This is a genomic window from Cupriavidus sp. NPDC089707 (assembly GCF_044748965.1).
Classification (GTDB): Bacteria; Pseudomonadota; Gammaproteobacteria; order Burkholderiales; family Burkholderiaceae; genus Cupriavidus.
On record NZ_JBIVHB010000032.1, the window covers coordinates 1 to 22,969 of the forward strand.

Sequence of the window (22,969 nt, forward strand, 5' to 3'; positions counted from 1 at the left end):
CCAACCCCACGCCTTTCGTGTGGACGAAGTCCGCCGATGACATCCTCGCCAGCATCAGGCGATTTTGTCTGCGAATTTCTGACGCAGGACACTAGCCCGGCTTGATGCCGCCACCGTCCTCGGCACGGTCGCAATCAGCCACAGGAAAAAGGCGTTAATGCGCTTTGACCAGCCGGACGGGCGAAAGCAAATGCCTGCCGCCACATCCTTCCGCGGCCATAGCGGTGAGGCTCGCGAACTGACTCTACCCTCGCGGCCGCAACTCCCGCCGCAGCACCTTGCCTACCGTCGACTTCGGCAAGGCCTCGACGAATTCAAACGATTTCGGCACCTTGTACCCGGTCAGTTGCGCCCGGCAATGTGCCTGCAATGCCGCGGCATCCAGCGTCGCGCCTGCGGCCTTCACCACGTAGGCTTTCAGCGCCTCGCCGGAGTGGCCGTCGCTGACGCCCACGCACGCGCATTCGATCACGCCGGGGCAGTCGCTGACCACGGCCTCGATTTCATTGGGGAACACATTGAAGCCGGAGACGATCACCATGTCCTTCTTGCGGTCGACGATCTTCAGGTAGCCCTGCTCGGTCAGCATGCCGATGTCGCCGGTACGGAAGTAGCCGTCGGCGGTGAACGCTTCGGCGTTGGCCTCCGGCTTGTTCCAGTAGCCGCGCATGACCTGCGGCCCCTTGACGCAGACTTCGCCCGCCGCGCCAGGCGGCACGTCGCGGCCGTCTTCGCCAAGCAGCCTGACATCGGTGGACGGCAGCGGCAGGCCGGTCGTGCCATTGAAGGCGTCGGCCGTCGGCGGGTTGAAGCTGATGATCGGGCTGGTCTCGGACAAACCGTAGCCCTCGCGGATAAACACACCGGTCAGCGCCTTCCACCGCTGCGACGTGGCCGGCACGATTGCAGCGCCGCCGCCCGCGGCCAGCCGCAAGGCCGAGAAATCGACCTCGCCGATGCGCGGATGCGCAACCAGGCCGGCGTAGAGCGTATTGACTCCCGTCAGCACGGTGCAGCGAGAAGCCTTGAGCACGTCGATGAAGGCGTCCATGTCGCGCGGGTTCGGCACCAGCCAGTTGCGTGCGCCGACCGTGAAGAAGGTGATGAAGTTCACCATCAGCGCGAAGATGTGGTACAGCGGGATCGCGGTCACCACCACTTCCTTGCCGTCGGCCAGGTTGTCCGCCACCATCGCCTTGAACTGCGCCACGTTGGCGACCAGGTTGCGGTGCGACAGCGCCGCGCCCTTCGACACCCCTGTGGTGCCGCCGGTGTACTGCAGGAAGATCAGGTCGTTGCCTTCGACTTCCACAGGCTGCAGCGGCAGCAGGCGACCCTGCGCGATGGCCGCGTCGAGGCCGATTGCCTGCGCCAGCCGCGCATCGACCGGCGGCGATGGCAACGCCGTCCCGGTACCGTCGCCGGGTCCGGCGGCGATGATGGTCCTGAGCGGCGTTCGCGCCATCACTTCGGCAACGGTGCCGCTGACACCGCTGAAGACCACCAGTATCTCCACCCCGGCGTCGTTGAGTTGGTGCTCGAGCTCGCGCGCCGTGTACATCGGATTGATGTTGACCTGCACCGCGCCAATGCGCGCAATCGCGATCAGCGCGATCGGGAAGGCAATGAGGTTGGGCAGCATCACGCCGACGCGGTCACCCTTGCGCACGCCCAGCGCAGACTGCAGGTAAGCGGCGAAGGCGAGCGACTGCGCGTCGATATCGGCGTAGCGCACCGTCTGGCCCAGGCAGGTGAAGGCGGGGCGGTCGGCATGCTGGCGCAGTGCGGCGTCGAACAGCGCGGTCAGCGAGCACGGCGTGTCCGCATCGATCTCGACGGAAATGTCGCCATAGCTGGCGAGCCAGGGTTTTGTGGTCATGGTGCCTCGGTCAAGCAGGATTTTAAAGCGGAGAAGATCGCGCGCCGTCGGCGTGGATCACGGTGCCACGATCTCGAATTGCGGGTCGAACTTATCGAGCATGCCGAACAGCGTCTGCAGCGCGGCGGGATCGCCGTCGAGCTTTGCCTGTCCGGCAGCCGTTGCCGCCTGCAGCGTGGTCTGGCCAAGCAGCGCGCTGACCAGCACGGCGCGCGGCGCGGTCAGCGTGACCTGCGCGTCGGCGTGCTGGCGTTCCGCGCGATACATGAAGACCGAGTTGTCGACGGACAGCGCGTAGCGCTTGCCGGTGTCGGGCTGGACCCAGTTGATCTTCACCTGCTTGCCGGCTGCGCGTTCGCTGTTCAGGCGCACGGCGAGAAAGTCCAGGAACATGGTGTCAGTCATCGCTCGGACCATGTCGGGGCTGGCCGAGTGCGTGGACTGGGCCTTGGGCACGCCGTTGCGCAACTCGTACGCGCCCACCAGGTAGGCGCTGCGCCAGGCCGCGGACTCGGCCTGGTAGCCCATCTGCTCGAGCGCGTCAGCCAGCAGCTTGCGCGCCGCCTGGTTCTTCGGATCGGCAAAGACCACGTGCTTGACCACCTCGGCCACCCAGCGGTAGTCGCCTTGCGCGTACGACGCGCGCGCCTGCTCCAGCGCCTTGTCGGCGCCGCCCATGAAGCGCACGTAACGCTGTGCGGACTGCTCGGGCGGCAGCGGGTGCAGGTCCGCCGGGTTGCCGCTGTACCAGCCGAGATAGCGCTGGTAGATCGCCTTGGCGTTGTGGTTGACGGTGCCGTAGTAGTCGCGCAGGTCCCACTGGTTGGCCAGCGACGGCGGCAGCTTCACCATTTCCGCGATCTCGGTCATGGTGTAGCCCTGGTTGGCCAGCCGCAGCGACTGGTCGTGGATGTACTTGTAGCCGTCGCGCTGCTTGCCCAGGTACGCAAGGATATTCTGCTGGCCCCACATCGGCCAGTGATGCTGGGCGAAGACCACTTCGGTGCGGTGGCCATAGCGGTCGGCGGTCTCGTCCAGCGCACGCCACCACTGGTTGGCGTCGCGCACCTGCGCGCCGCGGATGGTGTAAAGGTTGTGCAGCGTGTGGGTGGCGTCCTCGGCCGCGCACAGTGCCTTCCACTGCGGGAAGTACATCATCATCTCGGCCGGCGCCTCGGTGCCGGGCGCCATCTGGAACTCGATCTGCACGCCGTCGATGGTGCGGGTCTCGCCGGTCTTGCCGACCAGGTCGGTGGGCGGGATCAGCGTGACGGTGCCGAGCGACACCGTCTTGCCCAGCCCCGCATCGACCTGTCCGCGCGGGCCCTTCGGCAGCAGCGGGCCATACATGTACTGCGCGCGCCGGCTCATGGCGTTGCCGGCGTAGATGTTCTCGCTGACGGCTTCTTCCATGAAGCCTTCGGGGGCAATGATCTTGACGCGGCCCGCCTTGACGTCGTCTTCGCTGACCACGCCCTTGACGCCGCCGAAGTGGTCGACATGGCTATGGGTGTAGATCACCGCGACGACCGGCTTCTTCGGGCGGTGCTTGTAGTACAGGTCGAGCGCGGCGCGCGCGGTTTCGGCGGTGAGCAGCGGGTCAATGATGATGAGGCCGGTGTCGCCTTCCACCACGGTCATGTTGGACAGGTCGAAGCCGCGCACCTGGTAGATACGCTCGGTCACGCGGAACAGGCCGTGGTGCAGGTTGAGTTGCGCCTGGCGCCACAGGCTCGGGTTGACCGATGCCGGCGCGGCGTCGTCCTTCAGGAAGGCGTAGGCGTCGAGGTTCCAGATGACGCGGCCGCTGGCGTCGCGGATCTCGCCACGGTCGAGGGTGCCGATAAAGCCGCGGCGGGCGTCCTCGAAATCCTGCCGGTTGGCGAAAGGCAGGCGCTTCAGCACCTCGGCGTTGGCCTGGCGCGTGGCCGCGGTGACATCGCCCGGGGCTACCTGCGGTTCGGCAGCGTTGGCGGGCAGCGGCAGCATCAGGGCGCAGGCGATAGAGATCGCGGAAGCGGCGGACTTGCGAAACATGGTGTCTCCAGTGTTGCTGGGTAGGGTCGTTGTCAGGGGAGCATGTGTCCGTTGCCGGCCCATTGCAGATGGCCGGCGGGCACCTGGCTCAGCGGGGCGTGGCCGGCGGGGCCGCCCTCGTGCCGGCGGGGAGGGCGGTACCTGCCTCGGTCGGATGTGGCTTGCCGAGAAACATGCGCAGTGCGAGCCGCTGGATCCGGCCGCCGTATGGCGGGTGGAACAGCGCAATCGGGAACCAGCGGCGCTCGCTGAACACGGCCTTGGCGTGTGACAGCTCGCGGAAGCCTTCGGCGCCGTGGTAGTTGCCCATGCCGGAAGTGCCGGTGCCGCCGAAGGGCAGGTCGTGGTTGACCACGTGCCAGCCCCAGTCGTTGAGCGTGACGCCGCCGGCGTGAGTGCGCTCCAGCAGCGGACCGGTCTCGGCCTTGTCATGGCCGAAGTAGTAGAGCGCCAGCGGCCGCGTGCCGCGCTGCACGTGGGCGACGGCGTCGTCGAAGGTGCGGTAGGTCACGACCGGCAGGATCGGACCGAAGATCTCCTCGCGCGCCAGGCGCATCTGCGGCGTGACGCCGAGCACGACATGCAAGGGCAGGCGCCGGCCGTCCGCCGGCATCGCCGCCGCGAGGACCTGCGCGCCCTTTGCGCGGGCGTCGTCGAGCAGCGCCCGCTGGCGGGCCAGCGCGGCGTCGTGGATAACGGCAGTGTAGTCGTCGCTGCCCTGTGGATGCATGCGGGCGGCGGCAGCCAGCACGGCTTCGGCAAAACATCCTGCCAGCTCTTCCGGCACCAGCGCGTAGTCGGGCGCGACGCAGATCTGGCCGCCGTTCAGGGTCTTGCCATGGGCGATGCGCGTGGCCGCTGTCGCCAGCGCCGCGCTGCGCGACACGATCGCCGGCGACTTGCCGCCCAGTTCCAGCGTCACGGGCGTGAGGTTGTCGGCGGCGGCACGCATGACGTGGCGGCCCACCTCGGGCGAGCCGGTGAAGACGATATGGTCGAACGGCAGGCCGGTGAAGGCGCGCGCCACGTCGGCATCGCCCTCGACCACGGCCACCGCGTCTTCGTCGAAGGCTTCGGCCAGCAGCGCGCGCAGCGCGGCCGAGGTGTGCGGCGCGTATTCCGAAGTTTTCACCATACAGCGGTTGCCGGCGGCCAGCGCCGTCGCCAGCGGACCGAGCGCAAGATAGACCGGGAAATTCCACGGCACCACGATGCCGACCACCCCCTTGGGCTGGTACATCACGTGTGCACCATTGCCGAGGAACAATAGTTCGGTGTGCCGGCGCGATGGCTTCATCCAGCGCCGCAGGCCGCGCAGCAGGTGGTTGATATGAAGCACTGACGGCAGTACGTCCACCATCAGCGTCTCGGCTTCGGCGCGCGCGCTGAAGTCGCGGGCCGCGGCGGCGGAGAGCCGGTGGGCGTGGCCGCGAATCGCCCGGCGCAGCCGCTGCAGTGTGTTTCGGCGCTGGGCGAGCGAGGGGAAGGGCGACGCCATGAAGGCTGACCGCTGCCTTGCCAGCAGCGCCTGCAGGCCCGTTGATTGTGCAGCATCCACCATAAACATATCCCCTTAATTTGTTCTGAACAGTCAGTACAATTTCAAGTTTGGTGAGGGTGATGGTAGGCTGTCAAGGACGGCGTGCGGCCTTTAGGGCAAATACCGAGAGGAAAAGTGGCCGAAGCTAAACATTTACCAGGCCCAGTGCCGAAGCAGCCATGCATACATCGGAAGAAGGTGCCCCAGGCATCGACCGCCCCCACGACACAGCACCGGAAACACCACCGCCACGCGGGGCCGGGGCGACCAAATACCGGCGCGGCCTCGAAACGCGGCAGCGGGTCATCGGCCTGACCAAGGCTCTGATCGCCGAGCACGGCTATGGTGAAGTCACGCTGGACCAGGTCTCTGCGCACGCGGGCGTGGCCAAGAGCAGCTTGCTGTGGCATTTCGGCAGCAAGGAAATGCTGCTCGCGGAGGCTGCGATCAGCCTGTTCCAGGAAATCGAGGTGCAGTTCGACCCGGCCGACCTGCCAGGCCTGACCGTGTCGCAGCGCGTGGATGAGTTGTTCGAGCGTGTAGCCGACTACTTCACGCGCAACCCGGAAACCAAGGGGATCGTGCTGGCGCTGCTGTTTTCAGGCAATGCGCCGCAGAGCGTGCGCGAGCATATCCGCGAAGGGTGGAACGGCCATGTGCGGGTTCTGGTGGAGGCACTCGGCACGCCGGAGCGCCCGCTGCCGCCGGAGATGGCGCGCACGTTGCTGGCGGTATTCCATGGCTGCTATTGCCACTGGTACGCCAACGGCCGGCAGGAAGATATCGGCAGTTACCTGGCGCCGGCGCGCGAGATGTTCCGGCATTGGTATCTCGGCGCCGGTTAGCGGGGGCCTCCAGTTTGGGATAGCGGTCAGGCCAGCGTCCTTTGTCAATTTGAGAGGGAGGCCTAATTCAGGTTGCCTGCGCCTGCAATCTCGTCGGGCTCCTGGTCGGGAGCGCCTTCAACAAGCCGCCTCGCTTTGCCCTATAATCATTGACATAACAACGATTGATCGAGCAATCACATGACGCCCCAGCCACACAGCGGTGAGGCCACCGGCCAGGTCCTGCCGTTTCGCAAGTCTTTGCTGGCCATGCTCGGCGTGTCCTTCGTGGTGATGCTGGTGGCGCTGGACCAGACTGTGGTCGGTACCGCGCTGCCGACTGTCGTGGCGGAGCTGCAAGGCTTCGAGTACTACGCGTGGGTGGCCACGGCGTACCTGCTGACATCCGTCATCACCGTGCCGATCTTCGGCCGGCTGGGCGACTATTACGGACGCAAGCCCTTCGTGCTGGCGTCGATCGTGGTGTTCACCGTCGCCTCGGTGCTGTGCGGGCTCGCGACCAGCATGCCGTTCCTGGTGCTGGCGCGGGCGCTGCAGGGCATCGGTGGCGGCATGCTGGTGGGCACGGCCTTCGCCTGCATTGCCGACCTGTTTCCCGATTCGCATGTGCGGCTGCGCTGGCAGGTGATGCTAAGTGCGGCATTCGGCATCGCCAATGCCATCGGGCCCTCTTTGGGGGGTGTGCTGACCGAGTGGTACGGCTGGCGCGCGGTCTTCTATGTCAATCTGCCGGTCGGTGTGCTGGGCTTGTGGTTTGCCTGGCGCTATCTGCCGCATCTGCGCCAGCAGGCGCACAGCGGGCCGGTGCGCGTGGACTGGCTCGGGGCCTTGCTGATCGCCCTTGGCCTGGGCGCCATGCAGATGAGCGTTGAACTGCTGCCCGGGCGCGGCTTCGATGCCTATACCGCGGGCCTGCTGGTGCTGTCGGCCCTCGCGATGGTAGCGCTGTGGCACTGGGAGCAGCGCTGCGCCAACCCGATCCTGCCGGTGGAGATGTTCCGCGATCCCGGGCTGGCGCCGCTGTTCCTGTTGTCGGTGTTCGCCGGCTTCACGATGTTCGCGCTGCTGCTGTATGCACCGTTGCTGTTCCAGGGCGGCTTTGGCCTGTCGCCGAAGGAGGCGGGGTTGCTGATCACGCCGCTGGTGGTCTGCATCACGGTCGGCAGCATCGTCAATGGCCGCGTCATCACCCGTATCCGCCGGCCCAACGCGATGCTGTATGCTGGCTTTGGCATGCTGGCGCTGGCCACGCTGGTCCTGTCGCAGGCCACGCGCGCCATGCCGCATGGGATGCTGCTCGCCATCATGCTGGTGGGCGGATGCGGGCTCGGCTTCATCATGCCCAACCTGACGGTGTTCGCGCAGCAGACCGCCGGGCGCGAGCATCTGGGCATTGCCACGGCGATGCTGCAATCGTTGCGCATGGTGGGCGGCATGGTCGGTACGGCGATCGTCGGCACGCTGGTCACGCGCAGCTATACCGGCGGCGTCGACCACGCCATGGCCGCCGCCGGTGCCAGCCAATGGGCGGCGCGCATGGGCGATCCGCAGGTGCTGATCGACAAGGCCTCGCAACTGGCACTCCTCGGCGAACTCGGCCAGGCCGGGCACAATGGCGCCTTGCTGCTGGAGCAGGCGCGCATGTCGCTGGTCAGCGCGATCCACCTGGGCCTGCTGGCCGCCGGGATCGCCGCGGCGGTGGGCGTCTGGTGCGCGCACCGGGTGCCGCCGGTCACGCTGGTGCGCACCGCGGAGCCGGCGATGGCGGCGGAGTGAACGCATGCCGGATGCGGCGCTTGCGCCTGTGATGGCACCTGTGTGTCCCTGAGGAGAATGGATGGAACTGGAGCGACAAAGCGTGGCCGTACTGCAGCAGTTCGGACGCACCTACCGCGCGTATGCGGCCGCATTCGAGCAATGCATCGGCCTGCCGCTGGCGCGCTGGCGGATCCTGCATGCGCTTTACCTGCAGGAGGATGCCATCGCGCAGCGGGCGCTGGCCGACCGCGTCGGCATGGATCCGGGCGCGCTGACGCGCCAGCTCAAGGCCATCCAGGAAATGGGCTGGGTAGAGCGAACCACATCGGAGCGCGACAACCGCGTGACCCATGTCACGCTGTCGCAGGCCGGGCAGCAAGTGGTGGCGCGCGTGATGCCGCTGCGCTCTGCCTTCCTGCAGGATCTGCTGACCGAGGTCTCGGCGGAGACCATGCAAGACCTGTCGCGCGGGCTGGCGCAGTTGGAGACCGGCATCACGCATGCGCTGGCGCGGCTGGAGCAGCCGGACGCCGTGTCCTGAGTGCTGGGGCCAAGGGCGGGGCCCGTGCTGGCACCGGCCATTCAGCAGCCGGACAGCAGCATGCCGTTGAGAGCAGCGAATTCGAACAGCTCGCGGTCGTTGGTGACCCCCAGCTTGTGCATGGCGCAGTTCTTCTGGCGGCTGATGGTCTTGACGCTGCGGCACAGCAAAATCGCTATCTCGCTGACGGAGCGCCCGGCCAGGTACATCCGCAGCACTTCCATTTCACGCGCCGACAGCCGCTCGGCGCCGCCATGGCTTGCCGCCGGGTTGCCGGGATCGGCCTGGGACAGGATCTCCATGGCCGACTTGCCGATGTAGCGGAAGCCGCGCTGGATGCGGCTGATCATGGTGACCAGCTCCGGTAGCGGGGCGTCTTTCAGCAGCAGGCCATGCACCTGCGTATCGAGGATGGAGCGCAGCACCAGCGGGTTGGTGATCATGGTCAGCACGGTCACGGCCAGCGACGGATGGCGCCGGCGCAGGGCGGCCAGCATGCGCAGCCCGTCGCCGCTGCCTTCCTGCTGCGATGGCATGTGGTAGTCGGTGACGACGACATCGGGCCGCAGGGTCGCGACGCTGTTCAGTAGTGCCGTTGCGCTGGTCACTGTGCCGCAGATTTCCCAACCGGTCTGGGTGTGCAGGCGGTCGGCAACGGCCGCGCTGACCACCGGATGGTCATCGGCAAGCAGGATCCTCAATGCCATCGGGTCTCCTCGGTCCAGATTCGTGCTGAGCGTCATGCCGCGCCGCGCTCAAGAAAACGCCGCACGTCGGCCGACGTGCGGCGAAATGGCGACGCCACACAAGTTGACGCCAGACAACTGCACATCGCCGCAGGTCGGGCCAAACGGGAGACGGCCGGCGTGCTGCGATGCATGGGCAGAATACTGGCTATGCCCTGCCGCGAAAGTAGGAGAATTCGCAAAGCGCTGTCGCCACCGTGTCGCAGGATAAAAAAAGGCGCTGGCCGCCGGTGGCCAGCGCCTGACGGCGCATCGAATGCGTTGAAGGATCGGCTACTTGAGCGCAGGCGCCGTTGCGCGAGTCAGGCGAGAGCCTCGGCCTGGGCAGCGAAGGCCCGCCGGCTGCGGCGGCCGTCGATGGCCTTGAGCGGATCGCGCAGCACCGCGCTGCCGACTTCCATGATGTCGCGCAGCACCGCCTTGTCGCGGCTGCGCTCCGGTCCCCAGAAATGCAGGGCGGCCCATTCGGGAAAACTGCTCGGCGGTGCCAGCAGCCGCGTCTTGCGCTCGCGCGTGACCAGCGGCACGTTGAAGTCCAGCACCGGGCAGATGCCGCCGGCGGCATGCAGCAGCGTGATCTGCGTATGCCAGGAAGGCACTACGGTCTCGCGGTGCCCGGGCGTGCCGGCCTGCCGGCTCAGGAACGCGCGCAGCGGGCTGCCGGCTTCGCAATCTTCCTGCAGCAGAATCCAGTCCGTTTCGCCTTCGTCGTGGCTGCCTTCGCGGGTGGCACTGACGAGGCGGCGCGGTGTGGCCATGATGTTCTGCTGCTGCACGCGCGCGGAGTCGTGCCCGCCGTCGACGACAAACGCGCAATCCAGTTCGCCGCTATCGAGATGGCTGGCAAGCGCGGCATCGGCGATCACGGGACGCGTGATGAAACTGTCCTGCGGGAACTGCTCGCACAGCGTCGTCAGGATTTCCGTAATGACCGGATCGCCGATCGACGACGAGAAGCCGATGGAAATCCGCCTGCCGTCCGCGCGGCGCTGGCTTACGCCCGCTTCGCCCGGGCGCACCAGCTGGTTCCACTTGGCCAGGATCTGGCGTGCGGTTTGCTCCAGGCGCAAGGCGTGGGGCGTCGGTTCGAGCATGCCATTGCGCTTGATGAACAGCGGATCGCCTGTGATTTCGCGCAGGCGCGTCAGGCTATAAGCGACTGTGGGCACGCGTCCCTGGGTACAGGCTGCGACCGCGTTGAGGTCGCGATACTCCATCACGAGGACGAAGACATGTAATAGCTTGGTGCTGACGTGACGCATTCTGACTTCTCCCGATCCGCGATCTTTTTCTGTTTTTTTGTTTGTCTGATGCGTACAACGCTGCGCGCACTGGAGCGCGCAGCAAAGCATGAAACATGCTTATCCGACGGGGCGGCAGTTCCCTGCCCATCCTGCAAAGCCAGCTTGGAAAATAGCGCCCGTCACAGGCAGCGCAACAGACCGGATCGGCCCCAGCCGCCCCGGCAGGACACATTGAATGACCATGCACGACTCCTAATTTCCGACTTGCGTCGACAAATTGGCGCGGTGACTTCTCGATCCTTCAGGCCTGATATTTGCCGGCAGCGTGAGAACCGCGCACCGGTTCTTTTAACGGTGGCTGCGGGCTGCCGGGCCGCTTCCTGCTTGCGCCGCGTGGCGCATTGCGAAAGCGTGCGAAATTTAGTTGTGCCGAGGAATCTTAATACATGGTCTGCAAAAGTCCTAGAAACTTGATTTGATCACAGACTTCTAGTTTTGTTTTCATCGCCCTTATCCGCCGCGCTGTACATGGGGGCAGCCCTGTCGGCGCACAGGCGGCGCGTGGCTTTCCATGGCTTTCCAGGCTATTGCCATCGAGCTGAAACAAAGTGGACTCCAAATTGGCTTAACAAAATATGGCCGTGGCAGCGGCCTTGCCGGCACGGCCTGCAAGCCTGTGCGGCGACGGCGAGGCCTGCGGATTTTGTGAAAGATGAGGTGCCGGAAATGCCCGCAGGCCTGGGGCCGGCGGCATGCGCAGGCTATTGCTGCGACGCTGCACGCCACGTCCACCCAGATAATTTTCTTAACTCGCCTTGCGAAGACACTGAATTGCCTTTTGACGCAGCCGTGGGCTAACGTACGCCCAGAGTCGGCACGGTTGGCGGCGCGGCCGGCGTTGCCCGCGCCCGCGCCAGCGCCGGCGCCGTTGTGGAGCGGAGAGATTCGTGAACAGACGGTATTCGGAAGAACAGATCCGCAGCTACCTGGCCGAGGCGGCCAGCGGCGTGCCGGTGCGCGAGCTGTGCGCGCGCTACGGCTTCAGTGACGCTTCGTTTTATGGATGGCGCGCGCGCTACGGGGACCAGAGCCAGAACGATGCCCGTGACGGGCGCAAGCTGCGCGAGCTGCAAGAGGAGAATGCGCGGCTCAAGAGTATGCTTGCGGACGCACTGCTCAAGCTTGAGCTGTTGCGCAACCATTCCGGCCGCCGCCAGGGTAACAGCAAGGATCGCTGAAGGCACGGCCGGTTTCCGCAACGCAATGCCGCGCACCATGGCTGCCGCCATGCGCTGCGCATGGCCCCTGGAGTACTGGTTTTGAAGAAGTTCGTTTGCAAGTGCGGCCTGCTGACGGCCGCCGTGGTGGCAATTTCCCTGCATGCCACATCGTGGGCAGCGAGTCATGCCGCATCCGCCGCTGCCGCCGGCGGTACGCCGATGGTGGCGCCACCGCCGCCGCGGATGCTGGACGAAGCCACAGCAGTGGTCGAAGGCCCCGGTGGCACCTTGTCCGCGTCGCAGCGCCAGCACTGCCAGGCGTTGCTGGACCAGATCAATGCGCTGCCGAAGGGCCCCCAGTGGTCCGAAGGCAAGTCGTCGGTGACCACGGCAGACGGGCGCACATACCCGACACTGGAGCGCCAGGCGGATCGCAAGCGGCTGGAAGAGGCGTATCGGCAAGAATGCACGCAGCAACGTCGCTGAGTGCGCAACCCGGGGGCGCAGGCCGCCTGCGCGGATCGAGGGATCGCGGGATTGTGGAGCGTGAACATGCAACGTCTCAAACACCTCTTTGCGTGGTGCCTGGCACTCATGCTGATGGCGCCGCTGGGCGCCGCCACCGCGCAGTCCAGACTCGGCAATGCCCAGCTTGACCAGCTGACCGCACCGATCGCGCTCTACCCCGATGCGCTGCTGTCGCAGGTGCTGATGGCAGCGACCTACCCGGCCGATGTCGCGGCGGCGGCGCAGTGGTCCAAGGCCAATCCCAGCCTGTCGGGCGATGCCGCGACCAAGGCCGTCAGCGGCCAGTCATGGGATCCCAGCGTACAGTCGCTGGCGGCCTTTCCTTCGGTGCTCGACATGATGGGGCGGGAGCCGCAATGGGTGCAGTCGCTCGGCGATGCCTTCCTGGCGCAGCCCAACGATGTGATGGATTCGGTCCAGCGCCTGCGCCTGCAGGCGCAGAAGGCCGGCACGCTCAAGACCACCGAGCAGCAGACGGTAGTCACGCAGACGACCGGCGGCACCACGGTCGTGCAGATCGCTCCGGCGAATCCGCAGGTGGTGTACGTGCCGACCTACAACCCGACCGTGGTGTATGGCCCCTGGCCGTATCCGGCGTATCCGCCGGCCTACTACCCGCCGCCACCCGGGTCCGTCTTTGCCACCGCGCTGGTGGCGGGCATCGGCTTCGGGCTGGGCGTGGCCGCGGTCGACGCCATGTGGGGCGGCTTCGACTGGGGCCATCACGACGTCAATATCAACGTCAACCGCTACAACAACATCAACGTCAACCAGCGGCTGGACGTCAACCGCGCCAATGTCAGCTGGCAGCACAACGCCGTCAATCGCGGCAACGTGCCGTACAACAATCCCCAGGTGCGCGGACGCTATGACCAGCAGCGCCAGGCGGGGCTGGCCAACCGGCAGGCGGGCGCGGCGCCGGGCACGCAGCGGCCGGGCGCCGGCGGTGGCGGTGGCGGGGTGCAGCGCCAGCCGTCGTCGCGCGACCAGGCGCGCGAGCGCGCCGCACAGTCGTTCGAGCATCGCACCGGCCAGGCCATACCCGGGCATGCAGCCCATGCCAACGCGGCAGCGCGAACCCGGCCGGGTGCCGCCGGTGGCGGCGTGCAGAATCCGCGCCCCGCGGGTGCCGAGCGCCAGCGGGCGGACCAGGCGCAGGCCCGCGACCGGGCCCGCAACGCCAACCGGGACAGCGCGCTGCGCGATGCCGGCAACGGCGATCGCGTGCGCCAGCAGACGCAGCGTGCTGCGTCATCGCAACGCCAGATGCCGCAGCACCAGGCTCCGCAGCGGGCGGGCGGCTTCCAGCAAGGCGGCGGCATGCGCGAAGGCGGCATGGGTGGTGGCGGCCGCATGCATGGCGGCGGCGAACATTTCGGCCATGGCCGGAGGTAAGACATGATGCGCGTGACCGATACCTTCATTTTCGCGGCGGGTGCCCGAGTGCTGCGTGTGCTGGCGGCTGCCGTGGCGCTTTCGGCGGGCGTGCCCGCGCTGGCGCAGCAGGCCTATCCCAGCCCCGACGCGGCCGCCGCTGCACTGGGCGATGCCATCGCGCGCAGCGACCATGACGCGCTGCGGCAAGTGCTGGGCCCGAAGTACCCGTCGCTGTTGCCGCCGGGCGGTGTCGAACAGGAGGACATCTATGACTTCCTGGGCGCCTGGGCGCGGCACCACGCGCTCAAGACCGAAGGCGAGCGCCGTGCCTTGCTGGAGGTCGGCGAGAGCGGCTGGACCTTCCCCGTACCACTGGTGCGCCAGCAGCGGGGCTGGCAGTTCGACGTGCCGGCCGGCCAGCAGGAGGTGCGCCGGCGCCGGCTCGGGCGTAACGAACTGGTCACGATGGAAACGCTGCTGCAGCTTGCCGATGCACAGCAGCGCTATGCGGAGCAGGTCGGTGAGGGACGCTATGCGACCCAGTTGATCAGCACCCCGGGCAAGACCAACGGCCTGTACTGGCCCTCTGCGACCGAACAGGATGCCAGCCCGCTCGGCCCCGATGCGCTTGCCATGGGGCCGGGCACACCGGCGGTGGATGCCTTTTACGGCTACCACTACCGCTTGCTGCCGCCAGCCAGGGGCAGCGACGCGAAATTCGGCTTCATCGCGTGGCCGGTCCGTTACGGCGACACCGGCGTCCATACTTTCATGCTCGGCAGCGACCGCGTGTTCTATCAGCGCGACCTGGGACCGGGCACGGCGGCGCGCGCGAGGTCACAGCGCAGTTTCGCGCCGGACGGCTGGCAGCGGGTCGCCGATCACTGAGCTGCTGACCACTGAGCTGCCGGCCACTAAGACCCTCACTAAGCCACTCGGCACATCGTCACCCCGGGCGCGAATTCCGCGCCCGGATCTCTTTCGCGCGCTGGCCGCTGTGCGTCGGCTCCGAGATCGGCATAGATCGAGGCAAGCCCCGTGGGGTCGATGATGCGCAGCCGCCGCTGGCGTACCGCGATCAGCCCGACCGAGGCAAAGCGCGACAGCAGCCGCGATACCGTTTCCAGCGTCAGGCCCAGCAGGCTGGCGATATCGCTGCGTGACATCGCCAGCGTCAGCGTGCCGTCCTGCCGGCCATGGCGGCGTGCCTGCTCACCGGCAAGATCCAGCAGCAGCATGGCCATCCGCTGCGGCGCCTTCATGGATCCCACGGCAACCAGCAGCGTGCGCTCGCGCTCGGCATTGCGGCGCATGACCTCCAGCGCGGCAATGCGGAAGGGCGGCGCCGCCATCGACTCGCGCAGCGTTTCGACCGAAACCGCGCACACCACCGAATCCTGCAGTGCCACCGCGGTGGTGCTGTGCTGCGGCGCTTCATGCGGTTCCAGTCCCAGCACATCGCCCGGCAAGGCAAAGCCGGTGACCTGGCGCCAGCCCAGTGGCGATTCGTAGACCTGCTTGGCGCTGCCCGCGCGCAGCGGATACACAGTCAGTGCCGGACGGCCCTGGCGGAATACAAAGTCGCCGGCGCGCACCGTCAGGCGCTCAGGCTGCAAGCGCATGCTGCTCGCGGGCGCCGGCGTGCCGCCCGTCTCGGCTACGCCACAGACGGCATGGAACAGGCAAAGCGAACAGGCGGGGGCGCCGTGGTCCGGCATGGGAGTTCTGGGTAAGGGTAATCGACAAGCCAGTATAAAACGCCGGCATCGCCTGCTAACTTGCCGGGATCTTCATTCTTTCGAATCCGGTGTTCAATATTTTCGCCAAACCAGGAGGAAAACGGCGAGGAAGTACGGTGATCTGTAACGCCATCTTTGTCTCACTTCCGTCTCTCGCCGGGTATGGTATGCTGCAACGCAACAACAAAGGCACAGGGGGAGATTCCGTCATATGAGCAGGAGTCCTCATGACCAAGAGCCTAGCCGCTGACTGGCACGCACAACTCCGGCGCCTGAGCCGGGTGCAGGCCCGAACGGAAACACAGGTGAAGTCCTGGCTGGAACGCTTTGACTCACTGAACCCGCTGACACCATCGCGTCCGCAGGACCTGCCGGCCCGGCTGCGCCGTCCCGTCAGGCCACCCGTCGCGCCGGATGAATTGCCCGGCACCTGGCAGGCACACCGGCTGCGCCTGGCAGCGCTGCCAGGCGAGCTGGTGCCGCAGCTGTCCTATCAGCTCTATATCCCGTCCAAGCGCCATCGCGGCCCGTTGCCGGTGGTGGTGCTGCTGCACGGATGTCGGCAGACCCCCGATGCGCTCAGCGCCGGCACGCGCATGAACGCGCTGGCCGAGCAGGAAGGCTTTATCGTCGCTTACCCGCAACAGCCGCTGCGGCGGCAGGTGCAGCGTTGCTGGCAATGGTTCGATCTGAGCGCCGCCGAAGGCGGGCGCGAGGCGCAGGCCGTGGCGGTGCTGCTCGATGCGCTGGCCGCGCGGCAGGATGTGCGCGAGCGCGAGATCTACCTTGCCGGCATGTCCGCCGGTGCGACCATGGCCGCGGTGGTGGCGCTGCGCTATCCCGCCAAGGTGGCGGCGGTGGCCTTGCATTCCGGCGTCGTGATCGGCGCCGCCGATACCCCGCGCGCCGGCCTGCACGCCATGCGGCACGGCGCCACGGCCGAGCCCGCATGGCTGCTGGACGCCGCCGGCGTGACACCGGGCGGCCCCGAGATGCCCGCGCTGGTGATACACGGGCTCGCCGATGATGCGGTGCATCCGGTCAACGGCAGGCTGCTGGCGCGCCAGTTCCTCGCCTACAACGGCCTGGAGGACCGGCTTGCCGGCACGCCGGACGCCGCGCCGGCCGAAGAACCGGCCGAAGAACCCGGCCGCAGTCGCGAATACCGCTATGGCCGCTGGAGCCGCGACCTGGTCACGCTGGTGGAGGTGGAAGGCCTGGACCATGCCTGGAGTGGCGGCGACGCCAGCTACGGTTTCCACAGCGACATCGGGCCCGATGCCAGCGCGATGATGTGGGATTTCCTGCGTCAGCACCGGCGCTGAGCCGTGACCACGCAGGCATGAACAAAGGGAGGGCAACTGCCCTCCCTTTGCGTATCAGGCGACCGCTGCCGCGCTTCAGCCGCGCGAGCGGTCCTTGACGAACAGCGCCGTCACCATGCCCAGCACGCACAGCGCGACCACGTAGTGCGCGGGCGCGAGCTTGTCCTGCTTGAGCATCAGCGTGACGATCATCGGCGTGAGGCCGCCAAAGACGGCGTAGGCCACGTTATACGAGAACGACAGGCCGGAGAAGCGCACCTGCGCCGGGAACGCATTGACCAGCACGAACGGCACCGCGCCAATGGTACCGACCAGGAAGCCCGCCAGCGCATACAACGGCAGCAGCAGGTCCGGGCGGGTGAAGATGGTGGTGTAGAACGCGTAGGCGGCGACCGCCAGCAGCAGTGTGCAAACTGAGGTTGGGTCCGCTACCCAAAAGCGAGAGCATCAAACAGAAACAACTCAAAGGCTGTCGGGCAGAAAATGCAATTAATCGCCGAGCTAGCAAACCAACAAACGATGGTGCCAGCAGGGAAGGGGGTTTGCCAGCCCCGTGACGCCGCTGTCAGTTGTAGCCAAGAACGGCGATATCGGCTACATCGGGACGGTCGTTCGAGTTGTTCATCAGGACTTCTGATGGTTTCTTGAACACCGCATTATTGTTTGCCATATAGGGTGGAATATTCATCGCGAGTTGACTGCCGAGATCACGTCGGGTCACGCTGTAAAAGGAAGGCTTAGTGAGTGTCATCTACTACCCCTGAAAGGCGCTTGCTGAGATCCGCGGCCGCAAGATCTGCGGCCGCGGCGGTTCGGTTTCCCGGTGACAGCGTCGGGTCCGGGGGTGAAATCCGTTCCGATTGCCCCTTTTTGTACGCTGTCCCCCGATCGGACAGCCAATAAAAAGGGGAGGGTGTGCCATCGAGATGGTGTTCCTGGTTCGCTCAACCAGCAGCCGCCACGATGACCACCTCAATAAGCTTGTCGGGCGACGCGAGCATAGCGCCCACTGTCGCGCGTGGCGGGGTATGGCCCGGGATCACCCACGCATCCCATACCTCATTCATCGCCGCAACTTGCGACATATCGGTCAGGAAGATCTGGCAGGACAGGATGCGGGATTTGTCCGAGCCGTGCTCGGCCAGCAGCGCATCCACCGATGCAAGCACCTGGCGGGTCTGCCCCGCCATGTCCTGCGAGATGTCACTCGGTACTTGACCTGCGAGGTACAGCACGCCCTGGTGCATGGCGACCTGGGACAGGCGCTTTCCTACATGACTACGATGAATGTCAGGCATATCAATTTCTCGGTGTGGTGGTTGAAGATCTAGCGTTCAGGACCCGCTTGCGAGGCCTGGTATCGGATGGCGGACACGACGCCGATGCGCCGGAACGGCTCCGGGGGCAGCCAGCTGGGACCTTCCAGGCTGAGTGCATCAGCCAGGTACGAGGAATGTTCGTCCAGGGCCAGTTCGCCGAGCAGCCTGCCGTACGTGCTGCCCTTGAGAACGCCGGCGCCATTGCAGCCCAGTGAGGCGAAGAGTCCCGGCTTGAGCTGCCCGAAGAACGTGGCGCCATTGCGTGTCAAAGCCGTTGTTCCGCCCCAGACGTACTCGAACTGATGGGAACGCATATTGGGATAGCGGCGCTGATAGCTTTGCGTCAGCAAGGCCAGCGTTTCGCTCGACGATTGCTCACGCTCATATGAGTACGCACTGCGCACCATGAAGCGCCCATCCCGAATGCGGCGCAGTGTCGTACCGAGCCGGTTGGCAGGGATGACTCCCCATTCGGCGGCATCGCCAAGTTTTGCGAGCTCGGCCTCCGGCAGCCGGGGTGTCACGGCGGCGTAGGTGAAAATGGTGATGAGCCGGTCGCGCAGAATGCCAAGCGCTTTCGCGAAGCCGTTGTTGGCGAGTATGACGCGATCGGCGGTGTACTCCGCGCGGATCGTCTTGACCTTGAAGGGTGCAGCATGGCTCAGCGAGACTACGGGCTCGTTCTCCGCCAGCGTGACATTGGCCGGCAGGGAATCTGCGAGACCCCGAATCAGCGCCGCCGGCTGGACAAAGACGTTGTTCGGCGCGTGATAGCCGTATCGGTAATAACTGGTGCCAAGCTTCTGCTCAAGCGCGGAACGGTCGAACTCCGTGTAGGCCACGCCCCAGTCGCGGTATTGGCTTAGCGTGGCCTGGAGGTTTTCCACTCCTGCCTCGCTGGCTGCCGCATGGAATTTGCCGATCGGATTCCAGCCGCAATCAATGCCGTGTTCGCGCACTGCCTGTTCGAGCCAGCGCAGCCCGGCGTCGTACATGCGGATCTGCTTGCGGGCGACTTCGACGGGACTGGTATGACCACCCAACCTGGTGTTGTGCGGCACGTTGATGATGAAGCCGGAGTTGCGGCCGGAGGACCCTTCACCGACCGTGGCAGCTTCCAGCACCAGCACTTGCTCGTTGGGGCGCAATTCCGCAACGCGCCGCGCCGCGGCAAGTCCGGTATAGCCGCCGCCGATCACGATGGTGCCAAATCGGCGCGTGGCCGCCGAAGTTCGCGGCCGCCGCGGCGGCAACATGGCGTTCCAGCCAGAGCGCTGCTGGTATGTCGGGTACATGCCGACGGACGAATCAATGGATGACATAGATCTTCAGTTCGGAATGACTAGTTGAGATGCAATGTGGCACTGACCACCGGCATGACGCTGGCAATCTCGGCAAGAACGTTGTCAGCAAGGACATGGCGGCTCGCCTGGTAGAAGAACTCTCCGGTCTCTTCATATTCGCCGGCACGTGATATCTGGTAGATCGTCCGCGCCAGCGGCGGGCCCTTGATCGGCAGGATGTGCACATTGTTGAGATGCGCACGGTTCTGCAAGAGGACAAGAGGAGTGGTGATGGCCCAGCCGAGGTCGGCGGTCACCATCGCCAGCACCAGGTCGGAGGCATCGATCTCGATATGCCGCTTTGCGGTAATGCCGCAGCGTCGCAGATAGCGCTCCGTGAGGGCCCCGTAGTGAGATCTGGTGCTGAAGCGCACCAGCGGAAGCTCGCGCGCCAGTTTTCGCAGGTCGCCGTCGCGAAACTGGTCGCGTCGCGCGGCGGGCAGCACGATGACGAACGGCTCGGTGAACAATGGCCGTCGCACCAGGTTCTCGCTATCATCCATCGGATCCGAGGTGACAATCAGGTCGAGTTGCCGCTGCAGCAGCGCTTGCGCGTGGCTGTCGGCCAGGCCAGACCAAAGCAGCACCTGGTTTCCCTTCTGGATGGCTTCCTTGATGACCGCTGGCCCGACGGTTGCCGCGTACGAGTCGACCATGCCGATGCGGATCTCCGGGCGATTGACAAGGTCCGATGCGCGAACCAGTGCCAGCAGCCGGTCCATCTCATCGACGACGTTATGCCCGTGGCGCCGCAGCGCCATGCCGGCGGGCGTCAGCTTCATCGGCCGGCGCGCGCGGTCGAGCACCTTGGTGCCGAGCAGCTCCTCGATCTGCATGATGGCCTGCGACACGGCTGACTGCGTGACGCCAAGCTTGCTTGCGGCCATGGACACGCTGCCGCTCTTGGCTACCGCTTCGAATACACGCAGAGAGCGCACGTCAAACCGCAACTCGTTCACGATGTCTCCTCGTTAGTAGAGGAGATGCTAGGCCATCGCACCAACTTGCAGCACCAGTATTAAGAAGGCTAATGACAGAATTCAGAAAGCCTTGTTTTGTCCCCCAGTTGGGGCGCCACGGGGGCATGAGGCGCCCTGGAGGTGCATCGGAGCCCGTCGGCGCGTTGTGCGAAGTAGTGCAGACGGTTACCTGGTACGCCGGCTTTCGCCCCAGGTGAAGCAGGCCAGCGACAGCGATGCCGCAGCATTGAAGACGTGCAAGGCGTTCTGTCCGAATCCGGCCATCATGGCGGAAACCAGCGCCGGCCCAATGAGGCCGCCGATGGAGAAGAGGATGATCAGCATGGCGCTGAGTGCTACCCGATGCTCCGGCGAAGTGCGATCGTTGACGTGCGAGGCGATCAGGCCGTATTGCGTGAAAGTCATTGCGACAAACAGGAATGTCGACGCCGTGGCGAGCCAGGACGACTCCATGATGACAGGTGGCAAGCTCACGCAAGCAGAGCATACGGCCAGCCGGGCGGAGAGCGCGCATCGGTTCATGCGGTCCGATAGCCTTCCGACTGGCCATTGGCTGAACAGGGCGCACATGAGCGAACCACCGGTTACCAGGGAAAGCTCCGCGATCGAGAACCCGCTGTGGGCAAGGTACACCGGCATCAGGGAGTAAAAGGTGCCATAAAGAAGGCCGGCGAGGATGCAACCAGGCACGGCGACAGGCGCCTTGTGCATCATGTCGCGCACGCTGTCGGTCCACGCGTTGGCATCTGTCCTTGCAAGGCGGTTGTCCGGCACCCGTGACGGCCATCCTTGCATGATCGTGATCGGCAGCACCGCGGCGGTGAACAGCGCAAGGACGAGAAGGAGCTGTGCCTGGCTGCCTGGCGCACCGACATTCAGCAGGAGCTGGCCAGCGCCCACGGCCAGGAAGTTGATGGCCTGATAGGAACCGAAGACGCTGCCGCGCATCGAGTTCGGCACCGAGCCGTTGAGCCAGCTTTCCACCGTGGTATAGATGCCCATCAGCGCGAATCCGGTTCCCAGGCGGAAGGCACAGAGGCTGAGTATGGAGTTGGACAAGGAGAACGCCATCGCAAACAGCGAGGCCGTGGCAGCGAACGCTACGAATGCACGATGCTGGCCAATGCGCTCGATCAGTGCGCGGGTGAAGAATGCGCCCAGAATGAAACCGCCGTAGTAGCAGGACTGGACCACGCCGATCAGTGTGGTTGACGCGTTGAAGCGCAGCATCTGGAACGGGATCGCGCTCGTGAAGAGGCCGTTACCTACAATGAACACCCCGTAAGCGGCAAGCAGTCCGAGAAGTCCCGGATATACGCTGGCAGATGGGCAGGTGACCGTCGTTGCCCCGGAAGTCGGGCTGTTGTGGACGGCACCAAGCAGGGATGCTTCGGACAGCGGACCTGGACGGTCTGCCTCCGGATTTTCCGTTGCGACGGAATTCGGCAGGTCTCGGGGGAACATTGGTATTGCTGGCTGGTCGGTTTCTTGGATTGATCCCGGGATGGGAAGCGACGGTCGACTCGGGCCAGCGGGCTCGCCCTGTTCACCAGCACAGCGCCCGCGCTACCCGCAAGATATTCTCTGCGCGGGGTTCGGCGCTGCGGTATCTGGATCAGCAATCGTGATGCAGAGCTTCATCGCGGCTAATGATCCGGCGGGATCCCTTTGGCCGAGATATGGTCAAAGTTCGAGGCCTGTGCCCGTTTGCCAGGAAACAATGCGATGACCGATACCCAATACAAGTTCCGAAAGGGCACGGCGCCCATACTCATTTCCATCCCCCACCTGGGCAGGGAAATCCCGCCGGAGATCCAGGCAGAAATGAATCCCCACGCGGCCGAAGTATCGGACACCGACTGGCACCTCGACCGCATCTATGCATTCGCCGAGTCAATCGGTGCGTCGGTGCTCTGCGCCCGTTACTCCCGCTACGTGGTGGACCTGAATCGTCCGGCGTCGGGCGAGAGCCTTTATCCCGGCCAGACCACGACGGGGTTGTTTCCTACCGAGACCTTTCGCGGCGAGCCGTTGTACCGGAAAGAGAAAGGGCCGGATGCCGCCACTGCGGTGGAACGCCTGGAGACCTACTGGCGGCCATATCATGCAAAGATCGAGAGTGAACTCGCGCGGCTGAAGGCGGAATTCGGCGCGGTACTCCTTTGGGAAGGGCACTCCATTGCGAGCGAGCTTCCGCGGCTGTTCGACGGCAAGCTGCCCGATCTCAATCTCGGTACGGATTCGGGGAAGAGCTGTGCGCCACACATCCTGCAGGCAGTCACTGCGACGCTGTCCGACCAGCCCTTCAGCTGGGTCGCGAACGGGCGGTTCAAGGGCGGCTATATCACCCGCCACTACGGTAATCCCGGGCAAGGCATCCACGCGATTCAGCTCGAGATGTGCCAGTCCACTTACATGAATGAGCTGGCGCCGTTCGAATATCGGGACGATCTTGCCGAAGGCGTCAAGCCCGTGGTCGAGCGCATGGTCCGGGCTGCCCTGGCAGCGGTTCTTGAGAAGTAGGCCCGTTGGGTGCCGGCAGGGGAAC

The 22,969-nt window shown here is 65.5% G+C and carries 20 protein-coding genes and 1 pseudogene; 9 read left to right on the forward strand and 12 right to left on the reverse strand.

The features are described 5' to 3' along the window. Positions 1–244: 244 nt before the first annotated feature. The 3 genes from ACIP1U_RS29850 to ACIP1U_RS29860 all read right to left on the reverse strand — a co-directional run bounded on the left by ACIP1U_RS29850 (position 245) and on the right by ACIP1U_RS29860 (position 5,477). On the reverse strand, positions 245–1,879 hold the full coding sequence (locus ACIP1U_RS29850; RefSeq protein WP_400322762.1) for an AMP-binding protein: 1,635 nt from the start codon (positions 1,877–1,879) through the stop codon (positions 245–247). Positions 1,880–1,936: 57 nt separating this feature from the next. Further along, complete coding sequence (locus tag ACIP1U_RS29855; RefSeq protein ID WP_400322764.1) at positions 1,937–3,916, reverse strand: alkyl/aryl-sulfatase; 1,980 nt, start codon at positions 3,914–3,916, stop codon at positions 1,937–1,939. Between the two features lie 88 nt (positions 3,917–4,004). Continuing rightward, entirely contained in the window at positions 4,005–5,477 is a 1,473-nt protein-coding gene (locus ACIP1U_RS29860) for a coniferyl aldehyde dehydrogenase (RefSeq protein ID WP_400322766.1), read from the reverse strand. Positions 5,478–5,635: 158 nt separating this feature from the next. Here ACIP1U_RS29860 and ACIP1U_RS29865 point away from each other — a divergent pair, with 158 nt between their 5' ends. From ACIP1U_RS29865 to ACIP1U_RS29875, 3 genes are all read left to right on the forward strand, one after another. Further along, a complete protein-coding gene (locus ACIP1U_RS29865) occupies positions 5,636–6,301 on the forward strand; it encodes a TetR/AcrR family transcriptional regulator (RefSeq protein WP_400322768.1) in 666 nt (221 codons plus the stop codon). Between the two features lie 180 nt (positions 6,302–6,481). After that, positions 6,482–8,077 carry an MFS transporter gene (locus ACIP1U_RS29870; RefSeq protein ID WP_400322770.1) on the forward strand — a complete coding sequence of 532 codons (1,596 nt, stop codon included), beginning with the start codon at positions 6,482–6,484 and terminating at the stop codon, positions 8,075–8,077. A 61-nt stretch (positions 8,078–8,138) separates the two neighbouring features. Further along, complete coding sequence (locus ACIP1U_RS29875; RefSeq protein ID WP_400322772.1) at positions 8,139–8,600, forward strand: MarR family winged helix-turn-helix transcriptional regulator; 462 nt, start codon at positions 8,139–8,141, stop codon at positions 8,598–8,600. A gap of 41 nt (positions 8,601–8,641) precedes the next feature. On the opposite strand, the gene ACIP1U_RS29880 is transcribed toward ACIP1U_RS29875, so the two are convergent. Together ACIP1U_RS29880 and ACIP1U_RS29885 are read right to left on the reverse strand one after the other, a co-directional pair. After that, positions 8,642–9,307 (reverse strand): response regulator, encoded by a 666-nt coding sequence (locus tag ACIP1U_RS29880; protein WP_400322774.1) that lies wholly within the window; start codon positions 9,305–9,307, stop codon positions 8,642–8,644. Between the two features lie 341 nt (positions 9,308–9,648). After that, the gene (locus tag ACIP1U_RS29885) at positions 9,649–10,608 is read right to left on the reverse strand and encodes a LysR substrate-binding domain-containing protein (protein WP_400322776.1); all 960 of its coding nucleotides are present in this window, start codon (positions 10,606–10,608) and stop codon (positions 9,649–9,651) included. Between the two features lie 929 nt (positions 10,609–11,537). On the opposite strand from ACIP1U_RS29885, the gene ACIP1U_RS29890 reads away from it, so the two are divergent. The 4 genes from ACIP1U_RS29890 (at position 11,538) to ACIP1U_RS29905 (ending at position 14,603) form a co-directional block, all read left to right on the forward strand. Further along, positions 11,538–11,828 (forward strand): transposase, encoded by a 291-nt coding sequence (locus tag ACIP1U_RS29890; protein WP_400322778.1) that lies wholly within the window; start codon positions 11,538–11,540, stop codon positions 11,826–11,828. Between the two features lie 81 nt (positions 11,829–11,909). Then, positions 11,910–12,296 carry a hypothetical protein gene (locus tag ACIP1U_RS29895; RefSeq protein WP_400322780.1) on the forward strand — a complete coding sequence of 129 codons (387 nt, stop codon included), beginning with the start codon at positions 11,910–11,912 and terminating at the stop codon, positions 12,294–12,296. A 66-nt stretch (positions 12,297–12,362) separates the two neighbouring features. Beyond that, positions 12,363–13,733 carry a DUF3300 domain-containing protein gene (locus ACIP1U_RS29900; RefSeq protein WP_400322782.1) on the forward strand — a complete coding sequence of 457 codons (1,371 nt, stop codon included), beginning with the start codon at positions 12,363–12,365 and terminating at the stop codon, positions 13,731–13,733. Positions 13,734–13,736: 3 nt separating this feature from the next. Then, a complete protein-coding gene (locus ACIP1U_RS29905; protein ID WP_400322784.1) occupies positions 13,737–14,603 on the forward strand; it encodes a DUF2950 family protein in 867 nt (288 codons plus the stop codon). A gap of 38 nt (positions 14,604–14,641) precedes the next feature. Here ACIP1U_RS29905 and ACIP1U_RS29910 read toward each other — a convergent pair whose 3' ends face one another. Continuing rightward, entirely contained in the window at positions 14,642–15,433 is a 792-nt protein-coding gene (locus ACIP1U_RS29910) for a Crp/Fnr family transcriptional regulator (RefSeq protein ID WP_400322786.1), read from the reverse strand. 248 nt (positions 15,434–15,681) lie between these two features. On the opposite strand from ACIP1U_RS29910, the gene ACIP1U_RS29915 reads away from it, so the two are divergent. Further along, a complete protein-coding gene (locus ACIP1U_RS29915) occupies positions 15,682–16,779 on the forward strand; it encodes an alpha/beta hydrolase family esterase (RefSeq protein ID WP_400322788.1) in 1,098 nt (365 codons plus the stop codon). 75 nt (positions 16,780–16,854) lie between these two features. Here ACIP1U_RS29915 and ACIP1U_RS29920 read toward each other — a convergent pair. From ACIP1U_RS29920 to ACIP1U_RS29945, 6 genes and pseudogenes are all read right to left on the reverse strand, one after another. Beyond that, positions 16,855–17,184, reverse strand: a pseudogene (locus tag ACIP1U_RS29920) (MFS transporter); the annotation flags it as partial. Between the two features lie 160 nt (positions 17,185–17,344). Continuing rightward, positions 17,345–17,530 (reverse strand): hypothetical protein, encoded by a 186-nt coding sequence (locus ACIP1U_RS29925; RefSeq protein WP_400322789.1) that lies wholly within the window; start codon positions 17,528–17,530, stop codon positions 17,345–17,347. A 193-nt stretch (positions 17,531–17,723) separates the two neighbouring features. Continuing rightward, positions 17,724–18,077: a RidA family protein gene (locus tag ACIP1U_RS29930; protein WP_400322791.1), complete on the reverse strand. Its 354-nt coding sequence runs from the start codon at positions 18,075–18,077 to the stop codon at positions 17,724–17,726. A 29-nt stretch (positions 18,078–18,106) separates the two neighbouring features. Further along, positions 18,107–19,420 (reverse strand): NAD(P)/FAD-dependent oxidoreductase, encoded by a 1,314-nt coding sequence (locus tag ACIP1U_RS29935; RefSeq protein WP_400322793.1) that lies wholly within the window; start codon positions 19,418–19,420, stop codon positions 18,107–18,109. A gap of 20 nt (positions 19,421–19,440) precedes the next feature. Next, positions 19,441–20,400: a LysR family transcriptional regulator gene (locus ACIP1U_RS29940; RefSeq protein ID WP_400322795.1), complete on the reverse strand. Its 960-nt coding sequence runs from the start codon at positions 20,398–20,400 to the stop codon at positions 19,441–19,443. Between the two features lie 186 nt (positions 20,401–20,586). Then, positions 20,587–21,885: an MFS transporter gene (locus ACIP1U_RS29945; RefSeq protein ID WP_400322796.1), complete on the reverse strand. Its 1,299-nt coding sequence runs from the start codon at positions 21,883–21,885 to the stop codon at positions 20,587–20,589. Positions 21,886–22,146: 261 nt separating this feature from the next. Between ACIP1U_RS29945 and hutG the strand changes: the two genes are divergently transcribed. Continuing rightward, the gene (gene hutG / locus ACIP1U_RS29950; protein ID WP_400322797.1) at positions 22,147–22,944 is read left to right on the forward strand and encodes an N-formylglutamate deformylase; all 798 of its coding nucleotides are present in this window, start codon (positions 22,147–22,149) and stop codon (positions 22,942–22,944) included. Positions 22,945–22,969: the final 25 nt, after the last annotated feature.

Excerpts from the sequence above, each read along its gene's own strand:
- ACIP1U_RS29850 (WP_400322762.1), bottom strand. The coding sequence starts at position 1,879 with ATGACCACAAAACCCTGGCTCGCCAGCTATGGCGACATTTCCGTCGAG.
- ACIP1U_RS29855 (WP_400322764.1), bottom strand. The coding sequence starts at position 3,916 with ATGTTTCGCAAGTCCGCCGCTTCCGCGATCTCTATCGCCTGCGCCCTG.
- ACIP1U_RS29860 (WP_400322766.1), bottom strand. The coding sequence starts at position 5,477 with ATGGTGGATGCTGCACAATCAACGGGCCTGCAGGCGCTGCTGGCAAGG.
- ACIP1U_RS29865 (WP_400322768.1), top strand. The coding sequence starts at position 5,636 with ATGCATACATCGGAAGAAGGTGCCCCAGGCATCGACCGCCCCCACGAC.
- ACIP1U_RS29870 (WP_400322770.1), top strand. The coding sequence starts at position 6,482 with ATGACGCCCCAGCCACACAGCGGTGAGGCCACCGGCCAGGTCCTGCCG.
- ACIP1U_RS29875 (WP_400322772.1), top strand. The coding sequence starts at position 8,139 with ATGGAACTGGAGCGACAAAGCGTGGCCGTACTGCAGCAGTTCGGACGC.
- ACIP1U_RS29880 (WP_400322774.1), bottom strand. The coding sequence starts at position 9,307 with ATGGCATTGAGGATCCTGCTTGCCGATGACCATCCGGTGGTCAGCGCG.
- ACIP1U_RS29885 (WP_400322776.1), bottom strand. The coding sequence starts at position 10,608 with ATGCGTCACGTCAGCACCAAGCTATTACATGTCTTCGTCCTCGTGATG.
- ACIP1U_RS29900 (WP_400322782.1), top strand. The coding sequence starts at position 12,363 with ATGCAACGTCTCAAACACCTCTTTGCGTGGTGCCTGGCACTCATGCTG.
- ACIP1U_RS29905 (WP_400322784.1), top strand. The coding sequence starts at position 13,737 with ATGATGCGCGTGACCGATACCTTCATTTTCGCGGCGGGTGCCCGAGTG.
- ACIP1U_RS29910 (WP_400322786.1), bottom strand. The coding sequence starts at position 15,433 with ATGCCGGACCACGGCGCCCCCGCCTGTTCGCTTTGCCTGTTCCATGCC.
- ACIP1U_RS29915 (WP_400322788.1), top strand. The coding sequence starts at position 15,682 with ATGACCAAGAGCCTAGCCGCTGACTGGCACGCACAACTCCGGCGCCTG.
- ACIP1U_RS29925 (WP_400322789.1), bottom strand. The coding sequence starts at position 17,530 with ATGACACTCACTAAGCCTTCCTTTTACAGCGTGACCCGACGTGATCTC.
- ACIP1U_RS29930 (WP_400322791.1), bottom strand. The coding sequence starts at position 18,077 with ATGCCTGACATTCATCGTAGTCATGTAGGAAAGCGCCTGTCCCAGGTC.
- ACIP1U_RS29935 (WP_400322793.1), bottom strand. The coding sequence starts at position 19,420 with ATGTCATCCATTGATTCGTCCGTCGGCATGTACCCGACATACCAGCAG.
- ACIP1U_RS29945 (WP_400322796.1), bottom strand. The coding sequence starts at position 21,885 with ATGTTCCCCCGAGACCTGCCGAATTCCGTCGCAACGGAAAATCCGGAG.
- hutG (WP_400322797.1), top strand. The coding sequence starts at position 22,147 with ATGACCGATACCCAATACAAGTTCCGAAAGGGCACGGCGCCCATACTC.